At 30.3% G+C, this 14832-nt stretch carries 15 protein-coding genes and 1 other annotated feature; of the genes, 11 read left to right on the top strand and 4 right to left on the bottom strand.

The genetic code is table 11. The features are described 5' to 3' along the window. Positions 1 to 113: 113 nt before the first annotated feature. The 4 genes from K7H06_RS11395 (at position 114) to K7H06_RS11380 (ending at position 5568) form a co-directional block, all read left to right on the top strand. The gene (locus tag K7H06_RS11395) at positions 114 to 665 is read left to right on the top strand and encodes a TlpA family protein disulfide reductase (RefSeq protein ID WP_223036172.1); all 552 of its coding nucleotides are present in this window, start codon (positions 114 to 116) and stop codon (positions 663 to 665) included. Between the two features lie 22 nt (positions 666 to 687). Continuing rightward, positions 688 to 1995, top strand: coding sequence for a hypothetical protein (locus K7H06_RS11390; protein WP_223036171.1), 1308 nt, complete (start codon positions 688 to 690; stop codon positions 1993 to 1995). A 146-nt stretch (positions 1996 to 2141) separates the two neighbouring features. Beyond that, a complete protein-coding gene (locus K7H06_RS11385) occupies positions 2142 to 5060 on the top strand; it encodes an EAL domain-containing protein (protein WP_223036170.1) in 2919 nt (972 codons plus the stop codon). Between the two features lie 82 nt (positions 5061 to 5142). Beyond that, positions 5143 to 5568 carry a thioesterase family protein gene (locus tag K7H06_RS11380; RefSeq protein ID WP_223036169.1) on the top strand — a complete coding sequence of 142 codons (426 nt, stop codon included), beginning with the start codon at positions 5143 to 5145 and terminating at the stop codon, positions 5566 to 5568. Between the two features lie 133 nt (positions 5569 to 5701). Here K7H06_RS11380 and K7H06_RS11375 read toward each other — a convergent pair whose 3' ends face one another. Then, the gene (locus K7H06_RS11375) at positions 5702 to 5947 is read right to left on the bottom strand and encodes a hypothetical protein (protein WP_223036168.1); all 246 of its coding nucleotides are present in this window, start codon (positions 5945 to 5947) and stop codon (positions 5702 to 5704) included. A 188-nt stretch (positions 5948 to 6135) separates the two neighbouring features. On the opposite strand from K7H06_RS11375, the gene K7H06_RS11370 reads away from it, so the two are divergent. Continuing rightward, complete coding sequence (locus K7H06_RS11370; RefSeq protein WP_223036167.1) at positions 6136 to 6819, top strand: TIGR01906 family membrane protein; 684 nt, start codon at positions 6136 to 6138, stop codon at positions 6817 to 6819. Positions 6820 to 6868: 49 nt separating this feature from the next. Here K7H06_RS11370 and K7H06_RS11365 read toward each other — a convergent pair whose 3' ends face one another. Continuing rightward, positions 6869 to 7078: a helix-turn-helix domain-containing protein gene (locus K7H06_RS11365; RefSeq protein ID WP_223036166.1), complete on the bottom strand. Its 210-nt coding sequence runs from the start codon at positions 7076 to 7078 to the stop codon at positions 6869 to 6871. 230 nt (positions 7079 to 7308) lie between these two features. Between K7H06_RS11365 and K7H06_RS11360 the strand changes: the two genes are divergently transcribed. Then, positions 7309 to 7827, top strand: coding sequence for a peptidylprolyl isomerase (locus K7H06_RS11360; protein ID WP_223036165.1), 519 nt, complete (start codon positions 7309 to 7311; stop codon positions 7825 to 7827). Between the two features lie 19 nt (positions 7828 to 7846). Here K7H06_RS11360 and K7H06_RS11355 read toward each other — a convergent pair whose 3' ends face one another. Both K7H06_RS11355 and fba read right to left on the bottom strand, forming a co-directional pair. Continuing rightward, positions 7847 to 8236, bottom strand: coding sequence for an NUDIX hydrolase (locus K7H06_RS11355; protein ID WP_223036164.1), 390 nt, complete (start codon positions 8234 to 8236; stop codon positions 7847 to 7849). 68 nt (positions 8237 to 8304) lie between these two features. Further along, a complete protein-coding gene (gene fba, locus K7H06_RS11350) occupies positions 8305 to 9237 on the bottom strand; it encodes a class II fructose-1,6-bisphosphate aldolase (protein ID WP_223036163.1) in 933 nt (310 codons plus the stop codon). A 353-nt stretch (positions 9238 to 9590) separates the two neighbouring features. Between fba and pssA the strand changes: the two genes are divergently transcribed. The 5 genes from pssA (at position 9591) to K7H06_RS11325 (ending at position 14823) form a co-directional block, all read left to right on the top strand. After that, the gene (gene pssA, locus K7H06_RS11345; RefSeq protein ID WP_246637519.1) at positions 9591 to 10106 is read left to right on the top strand and encodes a CDP-diacylglycerol--serine O-phosphatidyltransferase; all 516 of its coding nucleotides are present in this window, start codon (positions 9591 to 9593) and stop codon (positions 10104 to 10106) included. 86 nt (positions 10107 to 10192) lie between these two features. Then, positions 10193 to 11554 carry an RsmF rRNA methyltransferase first C-terminal domain-containing protein gene (locus K7H06_RS11340; RefSeq protein ID WP_223036162.1) on the top strand — a complete coding sequence of 454 codons (1362 nt, stop codon included), beginning with the start codon at positions 10193 to 10195 and terminating at the stop codon, positions 11552 to 11554. A 9-nt stretch (positions 11555 to 11563) separates the two neighbouring features. Further along, the gene (locus tag K7H06_RS11335; protein ID WP_223036161.1) at positions 11564 to 12286 is read left to right on the top strand and encodes a pseudouridine synthase; all 723 of its coding nucleotides are present in this window, start codon (positions 11564 to 11566) and stop codon (positions 12284 to 12286) included. Between the two features lie 91 nt (positions 12287 to 12377). Beyond that, positions 12378 to 12639: a binding site (T-box leader), on the top strand. A 154-nt stretch (positions 12640 to 12793) separates the two neighbouring features. Next, entirely contained in the window at positions 12794 to 14263 is a 1470-nt protein-coding gene (gene trpE / locus K7H06_RS11330) for an anthranilate synthase component I (protein ID WP_223036160.1), read from the top strand. After that, positions 14260 to 14823 carry an anthranilate synthase component II gene (locus tag K7H06_RS11325; protein WP_223036159.1) on the top strand — a complete coding sequence of 188 codons (564 nt, stop codon included), beginning with the start codon at positions 14260 to 14262 and terminating at the stop codon, positions 14821 to 14823. Before trpE ends, K7H06_RS11325 begins: the two co-directional genes overlap by 4 nt. Positions 14824 to 14832: the final 9 nt, after the last annotated feature.

Here is a 14832-nt window from a genome sequence, read left to right as displayed (position 1 = left end):
AAAAATATTGTTTTTTAGGTTTTTAAGATAAATTTAAGATTGGATTAAGCTTTAATTTATTTTAAGGAAATATAATAAAAGCATCAATAAAATGAAAAAAGGAGAGAATGCATATGAAAAAAATAATTTTATTATTGGTAAGTATTTTGTTAGTAGTAAGTTTAACAGGGTGTGGGGAAAAGAAAGATGTTACTAGTGAGGTAGCAAGTGTTGAAGAAAGTGTAGAAGAGAAAAATCCTTTAGAAGGACAAATAGTAAAGGAATTTAAAGCAAAAGATTTAGAGGGCAATGAAGTAACCAACGATATTTTTTCAGAAAATAATATGACGGTAGTAAATATTTGGGGAACATTCTGTGGACCATGTGTTGAAGAAATGCCAGAATTAGATAAACTTCAAAAGGAATTAAAAGATAAAAAGGTAAAAGTAGTTGGAATTGTATCAGATAAAGCAGTAGAGGAAGCAAAAAATATTACAAAGGAAATCTCTTATACCAATATTATTCCAGATGAAGTTTTAGAAAATCAAATTGTTAATCGTTTTGATTATGTTCCTGTGACATTGTTTGTAAATAATAAAGGAGAAATAATGAAAAAATTTATACCTGGGGGTAGTGATTATGAAACGTTTAAAAAGATTATAGAAGAATTGCTAGAGAAAAAATAGTTAGGATAGAGGGGGAGAAAGAATGAAAAATAAAAGTAAATTAATAATGTTGTCTATTGTAGTAGCCATATTTATTTTTTCCATAGGAATATGGACCAATACGAAGCAAATTCAGCACACTGCATATAAAAATCAAGAAAATCAGAGCATAGAAGAAGCTGAAGAATATGAAATGCCTAACTTTGAAGAGTACTTAGGGGAGGATATAAATTTATTAAAAGCTGTAGATGCAAAGGAACTAAAAGCATTATATGAAAAAATAGTAGAAAAGGAAAAAGAAGAAAATTATGATGAAGCAGACCAGCTTTGGGATCAATTTGATGATACCTTAAGAGACGCTGGTATTGCAGTACCCTTCAAAGATTTCTTTGGCTTTGCAGAATCTATTAAAAATAAGTTGAAAGAAGAAGATTTTAATAAAATCAATAAGGTTTATGGAGAGATTGAAAAGCTAAATGAGCATTTAGAAACATTAGAGGAGAATAATAAAAAAGCAACTGAAGAAAAGATTGAAAAGCTTTGGAATCAGGTTGAAGAAATATTAAACCCATTAGGATATGATTTAGATGAGCTTTTAGATCATGTAGAAAACAAAAATATTTTGATTGCCCTTTATGATGTGAAGAATGGTCAAATAAATTATAAACCTATTAATAACCATACAATAAAGGATTTGTCAAAAGAAGATATTAAGAAACATAAGATGATATGGGAAAGAGTAAAAAAGATCATTCCACAGTCTTATTTAGAAAGAATAATAAACTTTGAGATCAACACAGATGGAAAAGAAGAGGTATTTGCTCATGTAAATTCACCAGACGAAAGCAACAAAATATGGAGATTAGCTGTAGATATAAAAGATGCAATTGGAAAAGAAGGAAAACTTGTTAAGGAATTTGATAAAACATTAATTCATGAATTTGGTCATATTTTAACTTTAAATGATAGCCAAATGATGAAGGAAAGAAATGAAAATAGCCCTACATATACAACGGAGGAAGGAACAACAAAAAAGGAATCTTATTTAAATCAATTCTACAATCAATTCTGGAAGGGTATTTATAAAGAGTGGGAAAAAGCAGATCAATCAGAAGTAGATGAATATGGAGAAAATCAAGCATTGATTGATTTTTATGAAAAGCATAAAAATGAATATGTTTCTGATTATGCATCAACCAACATAGAAGAAGATATTGCAGAAAGCTTTATGCAATTCGTAGTAGAGAATAAACCAAAAGGAGATACGGTAGCAGAACAAAAAATATTATTCTTTTATCAATTTAAAGAATTAAGAAAAATAAGAGAAGACATCAGATTGAATCTGAAGTAAATTATAAACCACTGTCTATAAGGGCAGTGGTTTTAATAAATTTAGGAAAATAGAAGGAGAAATAATTGGAAATCGAGAATATGCATAAACAAGGGCGAATAGATTGAATTTTAAGATAAATCAAAAGGAGTAGAGGAGGGAAATCCTTGATAAGGAATGATATGGGAAAAAACCGTCTTCTAAGGGAAAAAGGGAAGATTTTAAATAAATATCAATTTAAGATAGGTTTAGTTGCTTTTTTTAGTGTTTTTATTGGACTTTTTTTAACGGTAATTGTTTCATATCATGGTGTTCAAATGCTTTTTCAGGATGCAACAGATGAAATGAATAAGGGATTAAATGCTGTGACGAATGAGTATTTAGATAATTATATTCATATTACTGGAAAATTAGTAGAGTCTCAAATACAAAATTATTTTGAGGAGCAGGCTATGCTTGCAGATATATTTCAGAAAACTATAGATCATGAAGAAGAATTTTCACCAGTAATCAAAAAAATGTGCCAACAGCCTTTTTTTAAAGATCATTTAAAATTTCAAGGAAGATGGTATCAAAATAGCTCAAGTGAACCAGCAGTTGTGTTGGTACAACGCTATTTATTAGATGATAAAAATCATATAAAGCCTCATATAAAAGAACAAATTGATCAATCTGTTCTTTTGGATTTGTTAATGCCTTCTGTCTACAAGTATGGAGCTGATAAGCAATGGGTCTATTTTTCAGGGGGACTCAATGCATCATTTATGAGAATTGTACCATGGAATGATGCTGGAACAGCTCTAGATAAGATTTATCCTAGACATACCAATAATCCAAATTGGGAAGCTTTTAATCCAGGATTGGTTGGAGGGTGGGAAAAAGAAATAAAGGAAGGTTTAAAATCTATTAAAGATTTATCTTCTTTAGCAATTATAAAAGCGCCCATTCAAGATGGTGGTACAGGAAAGATCATAATGACTATGAATCATCCTATATGGAATAAAGAAAGGAATAAATTTAGAGGTTCTATTAGCATAGATGTTGCATTAGAAGATATTATTAATTATATAAAAAAGATAAAATTAGCAAATACAGGATTTGCTTATATTATCCAATCAAATAGAAATGTAATTGCTATTAATGATGAAGGAGCTAAGATATTAGGACTAAAGGTAACAGAGGATGCAATAAAAAAAGGAGATACAGGCATTGGTTTTAATCCAATGGAACGTTTTTTAAATGAAAGTATATATGAAGATATTCAAAATATTTGTTTGCCAAAGGGAACGGAAATTACTAAGGAGCAAATTCGTATTGATAAGAAAGAGTATATGGTTGTCCAAAAGAATTTAAAACCCCTTAATACATGGAATAAAGATAAAGGTTTTTATGAAGAAATATGGACTTTAGGGTTTGTTATGCCTAAAGAAGAATTTTTTTCTTCAATGATAAGTGCTAGAAATAAGATTAATCATAGCAGAAATTTAATTGTAGGTAAGCAAATTTTTATTGCTTTATTGACTATTATTGGGCTAAGTGGATTCATTTATATAATGACTGAAAGAATGACGGAAGGATTAAAAAAGCTTGAATTAGCTACTATAGAAATAATGAATAAAAATTATGATGTGAAAGTAGATGTAGAGTCTGATGATGAAATTGGAAATTTAGCTTGTGCCATTAGAAATATGATTGGAGAAATTAAATCGACTTTCCAGCAGTTACATAGGCAAAATAAAATACTTAAAAATGAAATTGCAGAGAGAGAAAAAAAAGAGAGGCAAATTCAATATTTAAAAGACTATGATCCTTTGACGAATTTACCAAAGGAAAAGTTGTTTTTAAATGTATTAAAAGAATTTATTCAAGATAGAGAAGAAGAGGATATTTCTGGAATTGTCATGATCATGGGATTAGATAATTTTAGAAATATCAATGAAGTTCTTGGGCATGAAGGAGGAAATGAAGTACTGAAAATGGTGTCTAATCGATTGAAATCAATTGCAAAAGGGAATGGAATTGTAGCAAGAATGAATGGTGATGAATTTGCAATCCTTTATAATCATATTGGTGCTGTTGAAGAAATTGCTATAAGAGCAGAAGAGATTATGAATACCATAGAGGCTGGGTATAAAGTATATGGTGAAGAAATATTTATTACTGCAAGTATTGGAATTAGTTTATATCCAGTTGATAGTATAGAACCATCAGAAATAGTAAGGTTTGCTTCATCTGCATTAGTGCATGCAAAGGAGAAGGGAAAAGGGAATTATCAATTTTATGATGTGAAAATGAATAAGCGCGCAGAAGAAAGAAATAAGATGATTACAGCATTTCGCCATGGGATAGAAAACAATGAATTACTTTTATATTATCAGCCTCAAATTAATCTTCATACGAAAAAATGGATAGGAATGGAAGCCCTTATTCGATGGGACAGTCCTATCTTTGGAAAGGTTATGCCCAATACATTTATTCCTTTAGTTGAAGAAACAGGGTTGATTGTTGATATGGGAGAATGGGTTTTAAAAAGGGCCTGTGAACAAAATAAAAAATGGCATGATATGGGATATAAAGATTTGATTGTGGCAGTAAACTTATCTCCTAGACAATTTTATGAAAAAGATTTTGTAAAGAAAGTACAGTTGATTTTAAATGAGACAAAGCTCCCTCCTAAGTTTTTAGAACTTGAAGTAACAGAACGGTTGTTTATTGACAATAAGGAGCAAGTAATTGGGTTTCTCTATGAACTTCAAAAAATGGGGGTAAAAATAGCCATTGATGATTTTGGTACAGGATATAGTTCTCTTAGTTATCTTAAGGATTTACCTGTTGATAAATTGAAAATTGATCGATCTTTTATAAAAGATATTCCAGATAAAGATGATGGTTCAATTGCAAATATTATTATTGAATTGGGTAAGAATTTAAATCTTAAAATAAATGCTGAAGGCATTGAGACCATAGATCAAGAAAATTTTTTAATCAACAAAAAATGCAATGAAGCACAGGGGTATTACTATAGTCCTCCATTAGATGTAAAAACATTTACATTTATGCTAAGAAAAAATGGAAGAACTATTTAAAAAATTTTTGAATAAATATAATAGTATAGGGTATTATTAAAATATATTATGGTAATCACGTAAAACGAAAGGTGGCGATAAGATGATCAAGGCTCCTAAAGTTGAAGTGAATGATAGTTTAACTATTCAAAGAAAAGTTACCCATGAAGATACAGCACTAAACTATGGAAGTGGTAAATTAGAAAAATTGTTTGCAACACCAAGATTAGTGGCTTTAATGATTGCAGCTTCAGTAAAATTAATAGATGAAAAACTTCCAGAAGGCTTCATAACAATAGGAAAGAGAACAGAAACAATACATGAAAAACCTACAGTATTAGGGCAAACGGTTAGTGTTAAGGTTACGATTAAAAGCTATGATGGAAACAAAATACTTTTAGAAATGGTAGCATTTGATGAAATAGGCACAATTGGCAGAGGAACTCATGAAAGAATGATTGTAAATAAGAAGTCCCTATTAAATCGTGCAAATAAAAGAGCTGAAAAACTGAAAAATAAGGATTTTTAAAGAATAATGCCGGAGATATTCCGGCAATTTTTATTTTCATGTGGATAATTAATTTTTTAGTGGTTGTCCATAAATTTTATGTTTGGAAATTTTGATAGAATAATATTGGATTTTTATAACGGTATATTAAGATTTAACATGGTCCTAACTCTATAGTGAAGGTAATATCTGAACAAGGAGTGATGCTTATTACAAGGATAACTTGAGGAGAGTTTCTTCTTGTACCAGATGTAAATTGTAAATCAAAGTCAATATTGGCTTTGATGAGTAATGTAAGGGCAGCATTGAGCTCAGCAATTTTAATGACATCAGTATTGGCAAATTTGCAAAAAGTTTCTGATGCTAATAAAGTGGCTATGTCCTTTGTATACTTTGCCATTATCCTTGCTCCTTTCTTCTTATTCTATAATATTTTATGTTATAGCTGTTGTGAATGATATGCTTTTTATAAATTTATTTTGGATTTATATAAATATTCAACGAATCAAACAAAAAAATTATAACTCTTTGCATATTTGGTTATAAATAGATAAATAAGAATAAAATTACAAGAATGGAGAATATAGAGTGAAAAAGATTAATTATGTTTGTAAAATCAGTCAAGGCGTGATGATTATTTTCTTACCAATAGTATTATTATTAATGATTTTTCAAGCATATGCGTTTGATAAAGATTTTTATTTAAAAGAATTTGAAAAATATCATATAGCTGAAAATACAAAAATAGAGCAAAAAGAATTAGATAGAATTGCAGATAAAATGATTCATTATTTAAAAGATGAGGATAATAATATAAAAATTTTTATAAAAATAAATGAAAAAAATACTGAAGCCTTTGGAGAGCGTGAAAAATTGCATATGATGGATGTGAAGAAGTTATTTCAAAAAGGGTATCTTTTACAAAAAATTGGGATATCTTTTCTGGTGATTTCTTTGATTCTTTTAATAAAAACATCAGAAAAAATAGATAGAGATATTTATAAAAGTTTAAAGGGTGCAAGTATTTTATCTTTAGGATGTATGATATTTATTTTTGTATTGGTGCAAATTAATTTTTATAAATATTTTACTTACTTTCATAAAATTTTTTTTGATAATGATTTGTGGTTGTTAAATCCTAAAACAGATCTATTGATTCAGATGCTTCCTTTAGGATTTTTTTATGATATTGCAACAAAGATCATTGTTTGGTTCATGGGCAGTATGATTTTTCTAGGAATAGTGTCTTTATATAAAGAAAGATATCAATGAAAAATAACAGCAGTCTTAAATTGACTACTGTTATGATTTAAATACTTATTTATACATATTCTACAGAACAGCGCAAATCATCTATAAGTACATTTAATGCATCTGCTAACTTTTCAACTGTAGAAAAACTTGGATTAATTTTATCTCCTCTTTCTAATTCTTCAACATAACTTTTAGATAATTTACTGAGATTTGCCAAATCCCGTGAGGTATATCCTTTCTTTAAGCGTAATTCCCTGATCTTAAGACCATTGACCATATAGAATTCCTCCTTAGATAAGTATTTTCCTCAATATTTAGATTTGCTTTTTCATATATTATATATATGTATGGATATAAGAGATTATCAATATAATACTATTTATTATATACGGGTGTAAAGAGAATCTGTGTTAAGTTTATGTTACGAGAAAAAACTTATCTTGCATAGATAACCAAAATGTAGTAAAAAGTAATAGAGGGTAATAAAAAAAGAAAGGGAGATTGAATATGAAAAATCCTATTGTAACCATTGAAATGGAAAATGGCAATGAAATCAAGATAGAGTTGTATCCTGATGTAGCACCAAATACGGTAAATAACTTTATATCTTTAGTACAAAAAGGTTTTTATGATGGATTAATTTTCCATAGAGTCATAGCAGGTTTTATGATACAAGGGGGATGTCCAAAGGGTATGGGAATTGGAGGACCGGGATATTCTATTAAAGGTGAATTTAGTATGAATGGTTTCAAAAATGATTTAAAGCATACAAAAGGTGTTATTTCAATGGCAAGAGCTGCACAACCAAATTCAGCGGGTTCACAGTTTTTTCTTATGCATGCAGATTCTCCACATCTTGATGGACAATATGCGGCTTTTGGAAAAATTATAGAAGGTATAGAAGAAGTAGACCGTATTGCAGCTGTTAGAACAAATTTTCAAGATCAACCATCAGAAGAACAAAAAATGAAAAAAGTAACTGTTGATTTATTCGGAGAAGAATACCCTGAACCTGAAAAACTTTAAAGAGAAAAGCTGGCAAATGTTATGCCAGCTTTTTATTGTTTAAAATCTCAATTGCTTTTTGAAAAATTGGTTTTTCAGGAGAAATTGGATGAGGAAGATGTTCAATAGGAAACCATTTTACCTCACTGCTTTCAAAGCTACATTGAAGATCTCCTGAAATATATTCACAAGCATATACATGAATATGGGATTTACCGTATCCATTATCATAAACAAAGTCATAAACTTTTTCTAGGGCTTTACATTGTACGCCTGTTTCTTCCCATACTTCACGGAGTACAGTTTCTACTTGGGTTTCTCCTGGATCTAAAAATCCTCCTGGTGGTGCCCAAACCATAGGGTGCCATCTTCTTTTTACTAAAAGAACTTCATTATTTTTAATAACGATGCCAATTGCAGCTGTTTTCATTGTAAGCACTCCTTATAAAAAAATTCTTTATACAAAGATAGAAATAGCCAGGATGTCCTGGCTATTTGTTATCTTAATTTGTTGCTTGAACCTAAAACATTCTTGATTTTATGTTGAACCATTTTTTGAATACCCTCTCTTGCAGGGCCCAAATATTTTCTAGGATCAAATACAGAAGGATTTTCTACTAAGAATTTTCTAACAGCAGCAGTCATGGCTAGTCTTAAGTCTGTATCAATATTTACTTTACATACACCAAGTTTTGCTGCTTTTCTGATCATATCTTCAGGAACACCTTGAGCTCCAGGAATTTCTCCACCATATTCATTACAGTGTTTCACAAATTCTGGAAGAACTGTAGAGGCACCATGTAGAACTAATGGTGTATTTGGAAGAAGCTTTGTAATGGTTTCTAGTCTTTCAAAATCTAATCGAGGCTCTCCTTTGAATTTGTATGCACCGTGACTTGTACCTATAGCAATAGCAAGGGAGTCTACACCGGTTCTTTCTACAAATTCTACTGCTTCCTTAGGGTCTGTAAATGTGGCATCTTTGGTCTTAACATTTACAGCATCTTCAATTCCTGCAAGTTTCCCAAGTTCGGCTTCTACTACAACACCTTTTGCATGAGCATATTCTACGACCTTTTTTGTAAGAGCTATGTTTTCTTCGAATGGGTATTTAGATCCATCAATCATTACTGAAGTAAATCCATCATCGATACATGCTTTACAGATTTCAAAGCTTTCACCATGATCAAGGTGTAGGACAATATCAAGTCCACTATCCTCAATAGCTGCTTCAACAAGTTTTTTAAGATAAATAGAATTAGCATATTTTCTTGCTCCAGCAGAAACTTGAAGAATAAGAGGGGACTTTTCTATCTTTGCAGCTTCTACAATTCCTTGAATAATTTCCATATTATTTACATTGAATGCACCAATTGCATATTGTCCCTCATGTGCATTCTTAAACATTTGTGTTGATGTAATTAGTGGCATAATAAAACCTCCTATGTATTTAAAGATAAATGATAAAAAATTATTAAAAATAAAACAACTAATTTAGTATAGCATATAAATAGAAATATACTATACTAAATCTATAAAATTAGAATAATATGTAGTTTGATATGAGCATTTATCTACTCAATTGTAATTATATAACAATAAGATAAAAAATACCACAAAAAAACCTTTGAAGAATAAAAAAATTACGGTACAATAGTATATATAGTAGATATATTATCCATTTTAATATAATATTATAATAGTATAGAACATATAACATAAAATTTATTTCTTAATGAAAATAATAATTATGTAAGTGAATAGAGATAGGGGGGAGAAAAAAGGTGAAATATAAAAAGCAAATACCTAATATGTTTACTCTTTTTAATTTGATATTAGGGATATTAGCAATTCTTTCGATATTTAATGAAAGTTATGTTTTATCAGCGACTTTAATTATTATTGCAGGAATGATGGACAGAATGGATGGTAAATTAGCAAGGAAATTAGATGTAGTAAGTGAATTTGGAAAAGAATTAGATTCATTATGTGATTTGATTTCCTTTGGAGTAGCACCAGCATTATTGATGTGGAATTCTAATTTAATGGAAACAGGGGATTTAGGGATTATTGTTACATTAGTTTTTGTACTTTGTGGTACGGTAAGATTAGCTCGATACAATATTATGGAATTCGAGGGTGTATATATGGGAATTCCAATAACACTTTGTGGTGGTCTTGTAGCCCTAATGTCTCTTTATTCTACAAAATATGTAGCAAATTTACATTTTCTGTTAATTTCTATGCTGTTTTTATCCTATGCAATGATCAGCAAGAAAATTAAGCTAAAAAAAAGATAATAGTTTGCCCACCTATGAAGGTGGGTATAATTTTGCCCAAAGGTTGGTAATGATAGGAGATATGAAATAGAAAGAGGAGAAAACATATGTACTTACCGGAGAAATTTTCAAATAAAATGAAGCAATTATTAGGAAATGAATTTGAAGCATTCTTAAAATCTTATGAAGATGAAAAATTTCAAGGATTAAGAGTGAATACCTTAAAAATTTCAATAGAAGATTTTAAAAAAATTTCACCATTTAAACTAAGACCTATTCCTTGGTGTAAAGATGGATTTTATTTTGAAGAAGGAGAAAGACCTGCAAAGCATCCTTACTATCATGCAGGACTGTATTATATTCAGGAACCTAGTGCTATGGCTCCAGTAGAAATACTAAATCCTACGCCTAAGGATAAGGTATTAGATTTATGTGCTGCTCCTGGAGGAAAATCAGTACAAATTTCTGCAAAGCTTAGAGGACAAGGATTATTGATTACAAATGATATCAATATGAATCGTGTAAAAGCATTGATTAAGAATATGGAATTGTTTGGAATTAAAAATGCTATTGTTACTAATGAAACGCCAGAAAAGATGAAAAATTATTTTAAGGATTATTTCCATAAAATATTGGTAGATGCTCCTTGTTCAGGAGAAGGAATGTTTAGAAAAGATGCTTCTATGGTAAAAAGTTGGGAAAAGCATGATGAAACCTATTATGCTCCTATACAACAACAAATTTTAGAAAATATTGAGGGCATGTTAAAGAAAGGTGGAAGGCTTTTTTATTCTACATGTACTTTTTCGCCAGAGGAGAATGAAGCTACTATTAAAAATTTTATAGAAAATCATGAAAATTTTCATATAGTAGAGATTCCTAAAAATAATGGTTTATCAAAAGGCAGACATGAGTGGGTTCATGGTGAAAAAGATTTAGAGGGGTGTGCAAGATTATGGCCTCATAAATTAGAGGGAGAAGGACATTTTTTAGCACTTCTAGAAAAAGATTCAGAAGGAGAAAACATTTCTTTTGATGACGAAAAGAAATCAAAGATTAAACCTTCGAAGGAATTTTATGAATTTATGAAAGAAAATTTAAATATTGAGATAGAAGGAAAATTTGAAGTATATAGTAATAATCTATATTTAGTTCCTAAAGGGTTACCTGAATTAAAAGGATTAAAAGTTTTAAGATCAGGGTGGTTTTTAGGAACCTTTAAGAAAAATAGATTTGAGCCAAGTCATGCACTCGCTATGGGATTGACTTTTAAAGATGCCAAGAGAATAATGAACTTTCATAGAGAGGATATGGAAGTAAAAAAATATTTAAAAGGAGAAACCTTAAATATAGGTGGAGAGAAGGGGTGGACCCTTGTTTGTGTAGATCATTTTCCATTAGGATGGGCCAAGCAAACAGGAAATATGCTTAAAAATTGTTACCCATCAGCTTGGAGATGGATAGATTAGGAGGAACTTATGGCAAAGGGACAAAGACTCGATAAGGTACTTAGCAATATGGGATATGGGACTAGAAAAGAGATAAAAAGTATCATTAAAAAGGGTAGCGTTAAGGTAGACGAAAGAGTTGTAAAGGATAGTAGCATGCATATAGATCCTTATGAAAACCATATAGAAATTGATGGGGTGAAATTAGTTTACAAAGAATTTATTTATATCATGATGAATAAACCTCAGGGAGTAATTTCGGCTACTTTTGATGCAAGGGTTGAAACGGTAGTAGATTTACTAGATCCAACTTATCAAATATTTGAACCATTTCCAGTAGGAAGATTAGACAAAGATACGGAAGGATTATTGATTCTCACAAATGATGGAAAGCTATCCCATGGATTACTTTCACCTAAAAAACATGTGCCAAAAACTTATTATGCACATGTTGAAGGAAAAGTGGATGAAAAAGATCAACGTATCTTTAAAGAAGGTGTTGTAATAGATGATGGTTATAAGACCTTGCCAGCAGAACTAAATATTATTAAAAGTGATGAAATATCAGAAATTGAATTAACCATATATGAGGGGAAATTTCATCAAGTAAAAAGGATGTTCCAATCTGTTGGGAAAAAAGTAATCTATTTAAAGAGGATTGCCATGGGAGATTTGAAATTGGATGAGGATTTAGCATTGGGAGAATATAAAGAGTTAACGGAAGAAGATTTAGGAAAATTAAAAAATAGATAGAAAGATGAATAATGATAAGTTAAAAATTTATTTTAAAAATATTGTTGACAAAATTCAGAATTAAGATTATAATCTTAAAAAAAGTATCATATAAAATTCGATGAATGGAAAAAGTAAGTAAGACATGAAGGTATAGCGAGTCGGGGATGGTGGAAGCCTGATGTGGATTGTTTACTGAATGGTTCCATGAGAAGCAGTGTGAAATCATTAGAGAGTATCACTTGCCGTAGGTCTTACGTTATAGAGACAGGGTATCGAAATAGATGGATCTATTTCCGTACTTATGAAGAGTGAGATAGATTTACTATCTAATAATAGGTGGCAACGCGGAATATAAACATTTCGTCCTAAGTGTAGGATGAAGTGTTTTTTTATTTTGGATCGTTTTGTTATTTATTTAAGATAGCATTATATCTAACATGGGTGGCAACGCGGAATGTAAAGCATTTCGTCCCTAATTATAGGGATGAAATGCTTTTTTTTATTTCAGATATGAGGAGTGAGAATATGATTTATCCAGACTATCAAAAATTTCAAAAATTGAGTAAAAGTTCAAAAATGATTCCTATTTCTCTAGAAATGGAAGGGGATATGGATACCCCTATTACTATTTTTAAAAAGCTTTGTAAAAACAAAAATAGTTATCTTTTAGAGAGTGTGGAGGGAGGAAATAAGTGGGGACGGTATTCATATATTGGGAGAAATCCATTTATGATTATAAAGAGTTATGGTGACCGTGTTTCGATCCATAAAAAAAATGAAGTTATTACTAAAAAAGGAAATGTACTTGAGATATTAAAAAATTTAATGAATGATTATAAGATGTCTCAAATAGATGGCATAGGTGATTTTGTTGGAGGTGCAGTTGGATATATAGGATATGACGTCATAAGGAATTATGAAAAACTAAACCATATAAATTTTGATGATATAAAAATGCCAGATGTACATCTTTTATTGACAGAGGAAGTAATTGTTTATGACCATGTAAAACAAAAGATTAAGATTATCGTAAATATATCAATAAATTGTGATGTTGAAAGTCAATATAAAGATGCAATCAATAGACTAGAAAAAATTAAGAAAGAAATATTGGAAAATGATTTGAATATGGATGATCAAGGAAAAGCTTCAGGAAAAATAGACTATTTGAGTAATGAGACAAAAGAAGCTTTCATGAAAAAGGTTCTAAGAGCAAAAGAGTATATAAGAAATGGGGATATATTTCAAGTTGTATTATCACAAAGACTCAAGATAGAAACAGAAATTAATCCATTTAAGGCTTATAGAACGTTGAGAAGTTTAAATCCATCTCCATACATGTTTTATATAGATTTTGGAGAATATCATTTGGTAGGTTCATCACCAGAGCTTTTGGTGAAAGTAAAGGGAGATGTTGTTGAGACATGTCCTATAGCAGGTACAAGACCTAGAGGAAAAAGTGAAAAAGATGATGAAAAATATATGGAAGAATTACTAAAAGACGAGAAAGAACGAGCAGAACATTTGATGCTTGTGGATTTAGCAAGAAATGATATTGGAAAAATATCAGAGTTTGGAACGGTTGAGGTCAATCAGTTTATGGAGATTCAAAAGTATTCTCATGTAATGCATATCGTATCAAATGTAATTGGAAAAATGAGAGATGATTGTGATATGTATGATAGTTTAATATCTTGTTTTCCTGCGGGTACTGTATCTGGTGCTCCAAAGGTGAGGGCTATGGAAATTATGGATGAATTAGAAAATCATAAAAGAGGGGTCTATGCAGGTGCTGTTGGATACCTAGGTTTTAATGGAAACATGGATACATGTATTGCGATAAGGACCATTGTTTTTAAAGGTAACATGGCTTATATACAGGCAGGTGCAGGAATTGTTGCTGACTCAAATCCAGAAAGTGAATTTCATGAGACCCTTAGGAAAGCAAAGGCACTTATGGAGACCATAAAAAAAGTAGAGGGGGATTTATTTTGATTGCAATCATTGATAATTACGATTCATTTACCTATAATTTGTATCAATATGTTGGAGAAATCAATCCAAATGTTGAAGTTTTTAGAAATGATGCAGTAACAATAGAAACTTTGAAAAAAATGGATATTACCCATATGATTATTTCACCTGGGCCAGGGTTTCCAAAGGATTCAGGAATATCCATGGAGGTGATTAAAACCTTTGGGAAGGATATTCCAACCTTAGGCGTATGCCTTGGGCATCAGGTAATTGGAGAAGTGTTTGGAGGAGACGTTGTACATGCTAAAAATATGGTGCATGGAAAAACGTCAGAGATTTATCATAATGAAAGGGATTTATTTAAGAATATTAAAAATCCATTAACTGTAACAAGATATCATTCTTTGATCGTAGATCAAGCTTCCATTACAGATGAATTAGTGATTACAGCTGAAACTATAGATGGTGAAATTATGGGATTGAAGCATAAAAAGTATCCTATATTTGGATTACAATTTCATCCTGAATCTATTTCTACACAATATGGGAAAGAAATATTGAAAAACTTTCTGGAATTATAAAGGAGGAGA

Origin of the sequence: Crassaminicella profunda (genome assembly GCF_019884785.1) — a bacterium.
GTDB lineage: Bacteria > Bacillota > Clostridia > Peptostreptococcales > Thermotaleaceae > Crassaminicella > Crassaminicella profunda.
The sequence above is the reverse complement of the archived record's forward strand: the minus strand, read 5'-3'. Positions and strand labels throughout refer to the sequence as shown.

Coding starts and splice junctions, on each gene's coding strand:
- K7H06_RS11340 (WP_223036162.1), top strand. CDS start 10,193: ATGTACTTACCGGAGAAATTTTCAAATAAAATGAAGCAATTATTAGGA.
- K7H06_RS11380 (WP_223036169.1), top strand. CDS start 5,143: ATGATCAAGGCTCCTAAAGTTGAAGTGAATGATAGTTTAACTATTCAA.
- K7H06_RS11390 (WP_223036171.1), top strand. CDS start 688: ATGAAAAATAAAAGTAAATTAATAATGTTGTCTATTGTAGTAGCCATA.
- trpE (WP_223036160.1), top strand. CDS start 12,794: ATGATTTATCCAGACTATCAAAAATTTCAAAAATTGAGTAAAAGTTCA.
- K7H06_RS11365 (WP_223036166.1), bottom strand. CDS start 7,078: ATGGTCAATGGTCTTAAGATCAGGGAATTACGCTTAAAGAAAGGATAT.
- K7H06_RS11355 (WP_223036164.1), bottom strand. CDS start 8,236: ATGAAAACAGCTGCAATTGGCATCGTTATTAAAAATAATGAAGTTCTT.
- K7H06_RS11375 (WP_223036168.1), bottom strand. CDS start 5,947: ATGGCAAAGTATACAAAGGACATAGCCACTTTATTAGCATCAGAAACT.
- K7H06_RS11360 (WP_223036165.1), top strand. CDS start 7,309: ATGAAAAATCCTATTGTAACCATTGAAATGGAAAATGGCAATGAAATC.
- fba (WP_223036163.1), bottom strand. CDS start 9,237: ATGCCACTAATTACATCAACACAAATGTTTAAGAATGCACATGAGGGA.
- K7H06_RS11395 (WP_223036172.1), top strand. CDS start 114: ATGAAAAAAATAATTTTATTATTGGTAAGTATTTTGTTAGTAGTAAGT.
- K7H06_RS11335 (WP_223036161.1), top strand. CDS start 11,564: ATGGCAAAGGGACAAAGACTCGATAAGGTACTTAGCAATATGGGATAT.